At 38.6% G+C, this 11,989-nt stretch carries 10 protein-coding genes; all 10 read left to right on the top strand.

Features of this window, described 5'->3' with window-relative positions:
• Window positions 1-8: 8 nt before the first annotated feature.
• The 10 genes from tssL (at window position 9) to AB8618_RS18480 (ending at window position 11,977) form a co-directional block, all read left to right on the top strand.
• Complete coding sequence (gene tssL / locus AB8618_RS18435; protein ID WP_413403547.1) at window positions 9-1,289, top strand: type VI secretion system protein TssL, long form; 1,281 nt, start codon at window positions 9-11, stop codon at window positions 1,287-1,289.
• Window positions 1,290-1,299: 10 nt separating this feature from the next.
• The gene (gene tssM / locus AB8618_RS18440; RefSeq protein ID WP_413403549.1) at window positions 1,300-4,809 is read left to right on the top strand and encodes a type VI secretion system membrane subunit TssM; all 3,510 of its coding nucleotides are present in this window, start codon (window positions 1,300-1,302) and stop codon (window positions 4,807-4,809) included.
• The gene (gene tagF / locus AB8618_RS18445; RefSeq protein ID WP_138605849.1) at window positions 4,791-5,519 is read left to right on the top strand and encodes a type VI secretion system-associated protein TagF; all 729 of its coding nucleotides are present in this window, start codon (window positions 4,791-4,793) and stop codon (window positions 5,517-5,519) included. The genes tssM and tagF overlap by 19 nt, the downstream gene beginning before the upstream one ends.
• Window positions 5,512-6,309 carry a PP2C family protein-serine/threonine phosphatase gene (locus AB8618_RS18450; RefSeq protein ID WP_413403551.1) on the top strand — a complete coding sequence of 266 codons (798 nt, stop codon included), beginning with the start codon at window positions 5,512-5,514 and terminating at the stop codon, window positions 6,307-6,309. Before tagF ends, AB8618_RS18450 begins: the two co-directional genes overlap by 8 nt.
• 201 nt (window positions 6,310-6,510) lie before the next feature.
• Window positions 6,511-7,626: a type VI secretion system protein TssA gene (tssA, locus tag AB8618_RS18455; RefSeq protein ID WP_413403553.1), complete on the top strand. Its 1,116-nt coding sequence runs from the start codon at window positions 6,511-6,513 to the stop codon at window positions 7,624-7,626.
• Window positions 7,627-7,641: 15 nt separating this feature from the next.
• Window positions 7,642-8,145: a type VI secretion system contractile sheath small subunit gene (tssB, locus tag AB8618_RS18460; RefSeq protein ID WP_010389380.1), complete on the top strand. Its 504-nt coding sequence runs from the start codon at window positions 7,642-7,644 to the stop codon at window positions 8,143-8,145.
• Window positions 8,142-9,632 (top strand): type VI secretion system contractile sheath large subunit, encoded by a 1,491-nt coding sequence (gene tssC, locus AB8618_RS18465; RefSeq protein ID WP_010389377.1) that lies wholly within the window; start codon window positions 8,142-8,144, stop codon window positions 9,630-9,632. The genes tssB and tssC (AB8618_RS18465) overlap by 4 nt, the downstream gene beginning before the upstream one ends.
• A gap of 37 nt (window positions 9,633-9,669) precedes the next feature.
• Window positions 9,670-10,017 (top strand): type VI secretion system contractile sheath domain-containing protein, encoded by a 348-nt coding sequence (locus AB8618_RS18470; RefSeq protein ID WP_418157358.1) that lies wholly within the window; start codon window positions 9,670-9,672, stop codon window positions 10,015-10,017.
• The gene (tssC, locus tag AB8618_RS18475; protein WP_418157359.1) at window positions 9,969-11,195 is read left to right on the top strand and encodes a type VI secretion system contractile sheath large subunit; all 1,227 of its coding nucleotides are present in this window, start codon (window positions 9,969-9,971) and stop codon (window positions 11,193-11,195) included. Before AB8618_RS18470 ends, tssC (AB8618_RS18475) begins: the two co-directional genes overlap by 49 nt.
• 2 nt (window positions 11,196-11,197) lie before the next feature.
• A complete protein-coding gene (locus AB8618_RS18480) occupies window positions 11,198-11,977 on the top strand; it encodes a type VI secretion system accessory protein TagJ (protein ID WP_413403556.1) in 780 nt (259 codons plus the stop codon).
• The last annotated feature ends 12 nt before the right edge of the window (window positions 11,978-11,989 follow it).

Genomic DNA, 11,989 nt, shown 5'->3' on the forward strand with positions numbered 1-11,989 from the left:
GAGTTTCAATGGACGAAACCATTATCAAACCTCGCCCAGGTCGATTAGGGCGAAATACGCCAAGTAGCAACCCGGCACAAAATGATGCTGATAAAACAGTGATGTCGGTCGAGCCGCCTTCTGCAAAATCATTAGGTAGTAACAAAGTATCGATATTTAAAAACCCTTTGTTAGAAGCGGCAACCGATTGTTTTTCTCTTGTAATTTCAATCAATCAATCGCTTGAAATGAGCAACCTTGCAGCGCTTAAACATCGTTGTGTTGAGGCTATCAAGCGATTTGAAGTAGAAGTTCGCAATCAGCACTTATCAAAAGAAGTGATCAATAATTCGCGCTATTGTTTGTGCGCCATTCTTGATGAGTCTGTATTGAACTCAAAATGGAGTTCAATGGAGTGGGCGGATGAAAGCCTACTTTCTACCTTTCATAAAGAAACCTTTGGCGGTGAATATTTTTACACGCTACTTGATTCAGGCTTAGCTCAACCAGAGAGAAATCAACAATTTTTAGAGTTGCAATATCACTGCTTGAATTTAGGTTTTAAAGGTAAATATCGCCTAGGTGCTGGTGGTGATACAAAAATCGAAGAATACCGTTCACAACTCTATCATTTATTAAACCAACTTAATGGGCCAATTAACAATAAGCTGTCTCCAAACTGGAAGCAAAGAGTAGCAGCGGGTGTTGAACTGAGAAATCAAGTTCCACTTTGGGTCATATTTTCGGTATTGGGGCTCATATTATTGATGATCTATTTATCAATAAATATGAAGCTGAATAACGATGTTGTAGCTATTAATGAAAAGCTAGCAGGTATTCACCCCTTAGCAGTTAACCAAACTGTTGATAAAAAAGATCAGCAATTACGAGTACTTGAACAGTTGTTGCAAACAGAGATTAAAATGGGGATTGTCGCCGTTGCTAAAACCTCCGATGGGATCCGCATTACAATTAATAGTGAAAACTTGTTTAAGCAAGGAGACGCACAACTTCTCCCTTCATTCCAGCCTATTTTAGAAAAGTTAGCGTTAAGCCTAGAAGGAACTAAAGGGCGAGTCCTCATAACAGGTCATACAGATGACTTACCAATTAGTACTGATAAGTACCCTTCTAATTGGCATCTATCTTTAGCTAGAGCAACACAAGTTGCTAATTTAATGGCTAAAAGCACCAATTTGAGCGGTCGTCTATGGCCAGAAGGAAAGGGCGCAGCAGAGCCTATCGCCAGCAATTCAGATTCAGCTTCTCGGTCGTTAAACCGCAGAATTGAAATCGATCTATTATTTTAATGAGGCTGTAATGAGTTTCTCACAAAAATTTAAAAAAATAACCTACGCACTAACGTCTCGAACCGCTATTTTAATTATCGGTTTTTTAGCCTTATCATTATTAATTTGGTTCGGTGGTCCCCTAATTGCGATTGCAGATTATGTACCGCTAGCCGGTGTTGCAGCAAGACTACTAACTATTTTATTGATACTACTTGTTTTTTCTGTGACTAAAATTTATCGCCTTATGCAGCAAAGCAAACGTGATGAAAAAATGGCAGATGAGTTAATAGATAACAACGATGCAAATAGTAGTGAAGTTAACGAAGAAATAACCACCTTAAAAACCAGAATGAATGAAGCCATAGATTTACTCAAAGACGTAAAACTATTTAAAGGTAAAAATATATACCAATTACCTTGGTATATCATGATTGGTCCACCTGGCGCAGGTAAAACAACGGTTATTCATAATTCAGGCCTAGATTACCCATTAAAGGATAAGCTTGGAGTTGATTTAGTGCATGGTGTTGGTGGTACGCGCAATTGTGATTGGTGGTTTACCAATAAAGCGGTATTAATCGATACAGCTGGTCGTTACACAACGCAAAGTAGCCACGCTAAACACGACTCTAGAGCATGGGAAGGCTTTCTCGGGTTACTAAGAAAACATCGCCCATTACGCCCTATAAATGGGGTAATGATCAGTATGGGTATTTCTGAACTTATGAGTCAGACCAAAACTGAGCGAAACCTTCATGCACGAGCTATAAAACAACGCCTTCAAGAACTACAAAACCAGCTTGGTATGACATTTCCTGTCTATGTTATTTTTTCTAAAGTAGATTTAATTGAAGGATTCAGGGAGTTCTTTGGCGAACTTACAGAGGAAGAATGTGAACAAGTCTGGGGGATCACCTTTGAGCTTGATTTAGATAAAGATACTCAAGTCGATGCATTCAACAAAGAATTCCATGCTTTAATTTCTAAACTTACAGAGATGTTGAACCGCCGACTGATCAACGAGCGCAATGAAGCTATTCGAGCTAAAATCTTTGAATTCCCCAGACAGCTACGTGTGCTACAAGGGGTAGCTGATGACTTCTTAAAAGAGATTTTTACTCCTAACGCTTATGAAGAGTTACCTATGTTCAGAGGCGTGTATTTAACCAGCGCCACTCAAGAGGGTACCCCTTCAAGCTTTTTAAATGATGCTAGTGCAGGTAAAACCGATTATATAAACCAATCTAAAAGTTTTTTTATTAAAAATGTTTTAGAGAGCGTTATTTTTCCTGAGCAAAACTTAGCAAGTACTAACAAACACCATGACAAACAAAATAAGTGGCTTCGAGTTGCTAGTGTGTCACTTGCGTGTATTGCTTTGTTCGGTTTTTCAATTTCTTGGTATTTTAGCTTTGCTTGGAATAGCAACTTAATTGATGCCACAGATGAAGCAATTACCACCTACCAAGAATTAGATGCATCCTCTTTTGATAGAAATAATCTACTGGTACTAAATGACCGATTAAATGCATTGAGAAACTTGCCAGCAACCAATGCTCAGTTAATTGATCCTGAAGATGCATCTTCAGTTGGCTTTAATAAGCTTACTGAAATTAAAGAATCTTCTACTAATGCTTATAAACGTTCCTTACAAACCTATTTAGAGCCCTTCATTGCAAACACGTTAATAAAGGAAATGGAGGCTCATTCAGAACATCTGAGCTATCTATATGAAACGCTCAGATGCTACTTAATGTTATTTAAACCTGAATATTTTGAAAGTGAAGATATTTACGTTTGGTTTAGTGCATATTTAGATAGAAATTTGCCTGGTGATTTGAACATGCAGACGCGTAATGAGCTGATGAACCATATTGCTGCGTTGTTAAAAGAGGGCGTAACACAAACTGAAATAGATAATCAGGCGGTTCGAGTAGCTCGTGCAGAACTTACGAAACTACCGATTGCAGAAAGAGCATACCAACGACTTCAAGCTGATTTTCTTGATAGCAGTATTCCGCCTTTTAGATTAACCGATATTATTAGCTTTGAAAGTGCGCAAAAGTTTACGTTTCGTAATAATGGTGATCTAACGCGCAGTATTCCAGGTTTATACACTTTTAACGGTTTCCATGGCATTTTTAATATTGAAAAAGGGAAAATGCTTGGCAACTTAATGGCCAGTAGCTGGGTGTATGGCCAAGAAGCCTCAGGCACGTATGATATTTCTAAAGCAGAGATAGAAAAGAAGCTAGAGCAACGTTATTTTCAAGATTATATTTATTATTGGCAGTCGTTTTTAGATGACTTGAGTCTTAATCAGTACAGCTCACCTGCTGAGGGTGTGAACATTACTGATGTTTTAGCAGGCTCAGAAGCGCCAATAAAAAATATCATCAATGCAGTTAAAAAGAATGTTCAATTAACTAAGCTACCTATCTCTGAAAACCAAAAGGTCGCAGGGGATATTGCCGCGAATGCAGCTAAGGTTGCGATGCAAACGAAAGCAAATCGAATTAAACGCTTTTTACCTGACGAGGCGCCTAAGTTTGAGGTAGAGCTACCGGGCTATCAAGTCGAAGAGGCGTTTGAAGACATTATCGATATAGACATTCAGCAGCTTGATAATATTCAGAAAAACTTAAGAGAGTTGAATATTTATCTAACTAAACTTGATAGAGGCGACCAGCTTAAATACTCAATTAAAGATCAAATAAGTGGTAAGAGTAAACCGAGTTTTATTCGTCAATTAGAGTACCAAAGTAGTGATTTGCCATATCCGTTCAATAGTTGGTTACTTGATATAAGTAGAGATACTAGCAACATCACCAAAAATAGTGCCAACAGACATTTAAATGAAATTTGGAAAAGCAAAGTGTTGCGCGAGTATAACGCGGCAATTGTGGGGCGTTACCCATTTGCTCCGCAGGCTGAAAAAGAGGTAAGCATTAAAGACTTTACTCGCTTCTTTGGCCCTAATGGCACCATAGATAACTTTTTTAATAGCTATGTAGCTCCGAGTGTGGATATGAGCTCTAGCCCGTGGAAATTTGAAAAAGATATTGGTATTAGCAATAACACCTTAAAAATGTTTGAGCATGCTTTCAAAATTCAAACCGCATTTTTTGAACGTGGTAGTGATACCCCTCGAATTGAGTTTGGCTTACGTACTTTTAATTTAGATAAAACGGTATCTAGTTTAATGATTGAAATTGATGGCCAGTCAATGATTTATCGCCATGGTCCCCTTAAGGTTACAAATTTTGTATGGCCTGGCGCTAGTGGTCAAAGTAAAACCCGCGTTGTGTTTACACCACCAAACGGTGGACGTTCAATTAATACAACTTATCAAGGTGAGTGGTCACTTTATCGAATGCTAGATGAGCTAAGCGAAAAGCGCAGCAAAACACGTCAAGATCTAGAGTTACATTTCTCCTTGATGGGTAACAACGCAAAAGTAGAATTACTGCCTAGCTCAATCAGGCATCCGTTTTGGAACAGCAGTGTAGAGAAGTTTTCATGTCCGACCCGATTGTAGATATTGGTTATCTTGGCAAGGTTCCTTGTTTAGGCGACTTTGTTCAAGATAATGTAACTAAAGAGTTCTCAGAGCATTGGGAGCAATGGCTGCAAGCTGCCATCGCTGTGAGTAAAGAGCAACTTGGTGATGTTTGGCAAGAAAGCTACCTTACTGGCCCGGTTTGGCACTTTGCATTGAGCCCAAACATTGTTGGTGATACTGGCATTATGGGTACGTTATTACCCAGTATGGATGCAGTAGGAAGGCACTATCCACTCACTGTTACTCGTGCAACTCATATTGCTCCGGTTGATGTGCTTCATTCTGGTGTTTTTTCTCTAGAATACGAAGATGCTGTTCTTAAAGTACTTGATGGCTCCGTGGATTTGTTTTCTTGGCGAAAAGAACTGGCTAGTACACTAAGTGACGTTGCTGCAAATAAAAAGCAAGTAAGTTATGCCAATTCAAAAGATAAAAACAAACAAGCAATCGCTCTAGAGTTTTCAGGCACTGAGTTAAGCGACCATATTTTACAAGATGCCATGCATGCGATTTTACATAAAAAGTATGGTGATTACAGTGTTTGGTGGACTCATGGTTCTTGCAATATTAAGCCTATGGTACTGATCACGTCAGCTTTGCCGCCGGTTAATCAAGTAGCCGCTATGCTGGATGGACGTTGGAAGCATTGGGAATGGAATTACACACAGGTAAAGAATAGTGATTAGTAATTTAAGTACAAGTTATGCCATTACTCATAGAGGTGCAGTGAGGCAGCTTAATGAAGATGCGCACGTGGAAATTAACAGCCATAACTTATGGGTCGTGGCTGACGGAATGGGTGGGCATGAAGCGGGTGAAGTTGCTAGTCAATTAGTGGTTGATGTGATTAGAACTACCGTTGAAAAGCTAAGGCTAGAAGACTTGACCGTAAACCACATTATTAGCGCCATAGAAGATGCAAATAAGCAACTAACTCAATATAGCGCTGAATACTTAAGCAATAAAACAGCAGGCAGTACGGTAACCGCTTTGTTTGTTAAGAATGAGCGCTATTACATATTATGGGCTGGTGACAGCAGAGCTTACTTATTACGCAATGGTAAACTAACGCAAGTTTCTCGAGATCATAGTCAAGTTAATGACTTAATCGACGAGGGAATGATTTCTGTTGAAGAAGCTAAAAACCACCCATTATCTAACGTTATTACTCGTGCTGTTGGCGTAATGGATGAAGTGAAGGTGGATGTAATTGAGGGTGATATAAACAAGGGCGATATCTTTTTATTATGTTCAGATGGTCTTACCGGTGAATTATCAGATGAAGACATATGTTTGTCATTAGAGCCAAGTAGCATAATTGATTCAGGAATGGCTTTAATGCACTCCTCGTTAGTCAGAGGTGCTAAAGATAACGTAACTTGTATATTAGTAAAATATGATGATGTAGATGCCAATCAATCGATACAATCTTGTAATTTACAAGACGAGGCAACGATTCCATTGTTCACTAAGTAGCTGATTAAGCCTGTTTTAGTATATTTGAGAAAAAAGTTGTAAATATATCAGGAACAAAAAACTGTTATTTCAATTATTTACAAAATAACATTAGCCAGCTTATCGGCACAATGGTGCTGAAGCTTGTAATTTAATTTAAAGAATGTAATATTATCTCCGCTCTAAGCTTTAGAGAATATGGATAATATTTAGGACAATGGAATGTTTTTATTTGAAGAGTATATTTCCCCTATTTCAGATACTGAGTTTGCAGGTATTGATCCGCGCTCAGATGTCTCTCCAACGTCTACTTACTACGCCTTAAAAGATTTAAGAAACCAACTTCGTGCGGCTGAAAGAAATGCGCTAGTCGATGAAGAAGGAATTGCTTCGCTTTCTCGAGATTGGATTCCGCTACTTGAGCAATGTAGTGAGGCAATTAAAACCGAAAGTAAAGATATAGAATACCTAGCTTGGCTAATTGAAGGCTTATGCCGCGTTCATGGCTTTAAAGGCATTGCGTTTGGTTTTAGTGTTGCTAAGCACCTTTTGGAACATCATTTTGAGTCACTTTATCCAACACTTGATGACGGTGATGAAATTTCAGACAAAGTATCTGCATTAGTTGGCTTAAATGGCAGTGCTGGTGAAGGTACGTTAATTATTCCAATTAAAAGTATATACATGACAGACAGTGTCAGTATGGATCCTTTTTCTTTTTGGGAATATCAGCAAGGTTATGACATTTCACGTTTAAGTGATGAAAAACGCGAAAAGAAGATAACCCAAGGTGCCGTTGATTTTGAACAGCTTGAAAAAAGTGCAGCCGAAACCAGTACCGAGTTTTTTGTATCTTTAAAAAATGATATTGAAGATGCGATAGAAAAGTTTGCCGCTTTGAGTGAGGTTATGGATAAGGTGACGGGTGAGCCACAACCTACATCTAATATTAAACAAGCATTAGAAGTGAGCTTAGCTGCGGTAAATCATGTTGCAGCAGATAAACTTGAAGCAGCACAAATTGCATTAGATAAGGCAAATGCTGAGCCTGAAGAAGAAGTGGTTGAGGATGAGATAGAAGTAGACTCAGCGCAACCTAAAAAGCGTGTCAGTGATGAGATTGATTCGAGAGAAAACGCAATAAAAAAACTTCAAGAAATTGCGACATTTTTCAGAAAGACTGAACCTCATTCACCAATGTCTTACACGATAGAACAAGTTATTCGATGGAGCGAATTATCGCTACCTGAGTTATTAAATGAGTTAATTACAGATAGTGATGCTAGGACTGGATACTTTAAGTTGTCTGGCATTAAGATCAGCGAAACTGAAACATAGTAAAAGGAGTTCTCAATGAGTATCCATGATAAGTTAAAACGAGTTCGTAAACCAAGAGTACATATCACTTATGATGTGGAAACTGAGGGCGCGGCAGTAAAAAAAGAATTACCCTTTGTAGTAGGTGTAATGGGTGATTTTTCTGGTGATAACACAGAAGCACTTAAACCACTAAAAGATAGACGTTTTATTCAAATTGATCGTGATAACTTTAATGATGTTTTAAAACGTATGAGTCCTTCTCTGCGTTTAAAAGTAGACAATACATTAACGGATGATGGTTCTCAGTTTGAAGTTAACTTGAACTTTAAGTCGATTGACGATTTCGAGCCTGCTGCGGTTGTAAATCAAGTAGAGCCTTTACGCAAATTGATGGAAACGCGCAACAAGCTGCGTGACTTGATGACCAAGATTGACCGCTCAGAAGAGCTTGAAAATGTACTCGAAGAAGTATTAAGTAATACAGCAAGCTTAGACTCGATGGCTAAAGAACTTAACTTAGAGGAGACTGATAAATGAGCACTGAACAATTAGCAACAGAATCAGAATCGGTATCAGAAGTAAGTTCTTCACTATTAGAGCAAGCAATTGGCGCGACTAAACAAACAGAGTCGAGCCGTGCTGAAGAATTACTAAAAACATTAACAGAAGAAGCGTTAAAAGGCACAGTTCAATGGAATAAAAACATGACTGTGACGTTTAATGAAGCTATTCAGTTAATCGATCAAAAAATTTCAAAACAGCTAAGTGTGGTAATGCACTCGGATGAGTTTCAAAAGCTTGAAGGCTCATGGCGCGGTTTGCATCACTTAGTGATGAACTCTGAAACAAGTTCTACATTAAAAATTCGTGTTTTAAACATGAAGAAAAAAGAGCTTCATAAAGATTTAAGTAAAGCCGTTGAGTTTGATCAAAGCCAAACCTTCAAGAAAATTTACGAGTCTGAATTTGGTACCCCAGGTGGTGAACCATATGGCACTATCGTAGGTGACTTTGAATTTACTAATCACCCTGAAGATGTTGAAACATTGAGCTTAATGTCTAATGTGGCTGCAGCTGGATTCTGTCCATTTATTGCTGCCTCTTCACCGTCTTTATTCGGTTTTGATAATTGGGAAGAGCTTACTAAGCCACGCGATTTAGAAAAAGTATTTGAATCATTAGAATACACTAAATGGCGCTCATTTAGAGACAGCGATGATTCACGCTTTGTATCACTTACTATGCCGCGTTTCCTTTCGCGTTTACCTTATGGTGCTGCTTCTAAACCTGTTGAAGAGTTCAACTACGAAGAGTTTGAAGTTGAGCCAAAAGACGGTCGTTCAGTGAGCACTGATAATGGTGATTACTGTTGGAGTAATGCAGCATACGCTATGGCAACTAACATGACCGCTGCGTTTTCTCAATACGGTTTCTGTACTGCTATTCGTGGTGCAGAGGGTGGCGGTAAAGTGGAAGGCTTACCGACTCACATATTCACTAGTGATGATGGTGATCCAGATCTTAAGTGTCCAACAGAAATTGGCATTACAGATCGTCGTGAGGCAGAGTTAAGTCAGTTAGGCTTCTTACCTCTATGTCACTATAAAAATACTGATTATGCTGTTTTCTTTGGCGGTCAAAGCTGTCAAAAACCAAAAATTTACTCAACACCTGATGCTACGGCTAACGCTGCTATTTCAGCTCGTTTACCATACTTAATGGCAACTTCTCGCTTTGCGCATTACTTAAAAGTAATGGCACGCGATAAGATTGGTAGCTTTATGGAAGCTGAAGACGTTGAATCATGGTTAAACCGTTGGATTCTGTCATATGTAAATGCGACAGAGGGCGGTGGTCAAGACATCAGAGCACGTTACCCTCTTGCAGATGCAAAAGTATCTGTAAAAGAGATCCCAGGTCAACCTGGTGCCTACAACGCTGTTGCTTGGTTGAAACCTTGGTTACAAATGGAAGAATTAACGTCTTCTTTACGTCTTGTAGCTAAAATCCCAGAGATCGGTTAATAATACCGCTATCTCGCATTAAGGATGATGCAATAGAATGAATCACGAAGAGTTTTCATTTATAAATCAAGACTTCACTTTTCAACAAAAGTCACAGTCTCGAATTAGTGATAATGACGCTTTGCTCGATAGGTTTTTAAATGAAAAAAACCTAGATAAAGCGTTATTGTTATGGCTTGAAGGCTCTTCTGATTCTCCCCTTTCTTGGAATAAGGAGTCTTTAAGTCCTTATTTACAACGTGTAATTATTGAACTCGATCAGCTTATTTCATCGCAACTTAATCATATAATTCATGCAGATAGCTTTCAACGCTTAGAAGCTAGCTGGCGTAATCTATGGTGGTTATTGTTACAAACAGAGCAACAAGACAAAGAAAAAAAGTAAAAGTTAAATTGCTCAATTGTGATTGGTCAACGCTCTCTAAAGATGTGAATAAAGCGATTGATTTTGATCAAAGTATGTTTTTTCAGTTACTTTATCAAAACGAGTTTGACAGTGCCGGAGGCGAGCCTTTTGGTATTGTAATTGGTGATTACGAAATTAGTAATGGTTGCTCAGCAGGCACTATTTACAATGATATTGATACCATAAAAGAAGTATCAAGAACGGCAGCGGCAGCATTTTCTCCTTTTATATGTTCGGCATCGGCTAATTTATTTGGTGCTGATAGTTTTTCAGATTTAGGTTATTACTCTGATTTATTTAATCAGTTTGAACAACCTGAATATATAAAATGGCAAAGTTTTAGAAAAATGGAAGAAGCGCGCTTCATGGGGTTTACGTTGCCTCATGTGTTAGTTAGGCCGCCTTATGTTAATGATGGCAAGCGCCATCAAGATTTTTACTTCAAAGAACAAATAAAAAATCCAGAAACAGACATGTTGTGGGGCAGTGCAGCGTATCAGTTTGTATCAACAATAATTAGAGCTTACTGCGACAGCGGTTGGTTTGGTCACATTCGTGGTATAGAGCCAGGTAAAGTCTCTAAGGGATTAGTAACAGGGCTTGCTCGTGATAGCTTTGCGAACGATACCTATCAAAAAGAGGCAAAACCGCCACTTGATTTATTAGTAACCAGTAAGTTTGAAAAGCAATTTTCTGAGCTCGGTTTTATCCCAGCTTCTTCGGTTACAAATACGGAACATATCGTTTTTTACAGTAATGCATCAGTTCAAAAAACAAAAAATTACGACTCAAGTGCTGCCAATATCAATGCGCGCTTATCGTCTATGTTGCAATACATTTTATGTGTATCGCGCTTTGCGCACTATTTAAAATTATTAGCCCGAGATCGTGTCGGGTCTTACAGCACAGCACAGGCCTGTGAAAGAGACTTACAGGCGTGGATAAATAACTATACAACTGCGTCAGACTCCGCGTCTGAGCATATTAGAAGCAAATATCCACTGAGTAATGCAAAAATAAAAGTTAGTGAAAATAAAGCAAATCCGGGGCATTACTTTTCGGTTTTGCAGTTACAGCCCCACTTTCAGCTAGACCAAATGGTCTCGAGTATTAAGTTAATAACAGAGCTCAGTCCTCATCATAAAATAAAGGAATAATCATGAAAAAAATACACAGTTTAATTCGCGAGGGAAAACTTGCTGATGCTTTATTATGCTGCGCTACCGAGTTGCAAGATGAGCCTTTAAATTTTGACATTAGAAGTATTTATTCTGAATTACTTTGCATTAATGGCGAGCTTGAAAAAGCAGACAAACAACTCGACTTTATGGTGCAAAAGAACCCAGAGTTTGCTGTAGGTGCAGTTAACCTTAGGCATTTAATTCGTGCCCAGCAATCACGCGTAGATTTTTATCAAGGTAAAGGTATTCCTAAACTTTTTCATGAAGCTAATGAGCTAGATACCTTGTTTTTAAAAATGCATGTTGCTTTGCTTGAAGGTGAAACATCAGAAGCAGCTAGTCTTGCTCAACAAATGGAAGCGCTTCGTTTGGAGAGTGTTGAAGACGAGCAATCAGCAATTCGAGATTTAGATGATAGCTTAAGTCCTTATTTAGAAGTGCTAGGCACGAATGGCGAATTTTACCTGGCTAACTTTAATGAAATTGAAACATTAAAAGTAGAACCTGTAACATCATTATTAGAGGGTATTTGGTTACGCGTTGACATTACCATCAAAGACGGTCCATCAGGTACGGCTCACTTGCCACTAGTTTACGCAAACTCAAATACAGATCTTGAAAAGCTAGGCCAGGTATCTGATTGGGAAGAGCTGCAAGACGAATTTATCATAGGCAAAGGAATGAAAATGTTGTTTGTTAACGATGAAGCCATCACTGTTCCAAACCTTAAAATAAACGCCCTAGAAACAGCTGAGTAAGCATAGTAAATA

The organism is Pseudoalteromonas sp. RW-H-Ap-1 (genome assembly GCF_048318575.1).
Taxonomy (GTDB): Bacteria; Pseudomonadota; Gammaproteobacteria; order Enterobacterales; family Alteromonadaceae; genus Pseudoalteromonas.

Excerpts from the sequence above, each read along its gene's own strand:
- tssL (WP_413403547.1), top strand. The coding sequence starts at position 9 with ATGGACGAAACCATTATCAAACCTCGCCCAGGTCGATTAGGGCGAAAT.
- tssM (WP_413403549.1), top strand. The coding sequence starts at position 1,300 with ATGAGTTTCTCACAAAAATTTAAAAAAATAACCTACGCACTAACGTCT.
- tagF (WP_138605849.1), top strand. The coding sequence starts at position 4,791 with ATGTCCGACCCGATTGTAGATATTGGTTATCTTGGCAAGGTTCCTTGT.
- tssA (WP_413403553.1), top strand. The coding sequence starts at position 6,511 with ATGTTTTTATTTGAAGAGTATATTTCCCCTATTTCAGATACTGAGTTT.
- tssB (WP_010389380.1), top strand. The coding sequence starts at position 7,642 with ATGAGTATCCATGATAAGTTAAAACGAGTTCGTAAACCAAGAGTACAT.
- tssC (WP_010389377.1), top strand. The coding sequence starts at position 8,142 with ATGAGCACTGAACAATTAGCAACAGAATCAGAATCGGTATCAGAAGTA.
- AB8618_RS18470 (WP_418157358.1), top strand. The coding sequence starts at position 9,670 with ATGAATCACGAAGAGTTTTCATTTATAAATCAAGACTTCACTTTTCAA.
- tssC (WP_418157359.1), top strand. The coding sequence starts at position 9,969 with ATGGTGGTTATTGTTACAAACAGAGCAACAAGACAAAGAAAAAAAGTA.
- AB8618_RS18480 (WP_413403556.1), top strand. The coding sequence starts at position 11,198 with ATGAAAAAAATACACAGTTTAATTCGCGAGGGAAAACTTGCTGATGCT.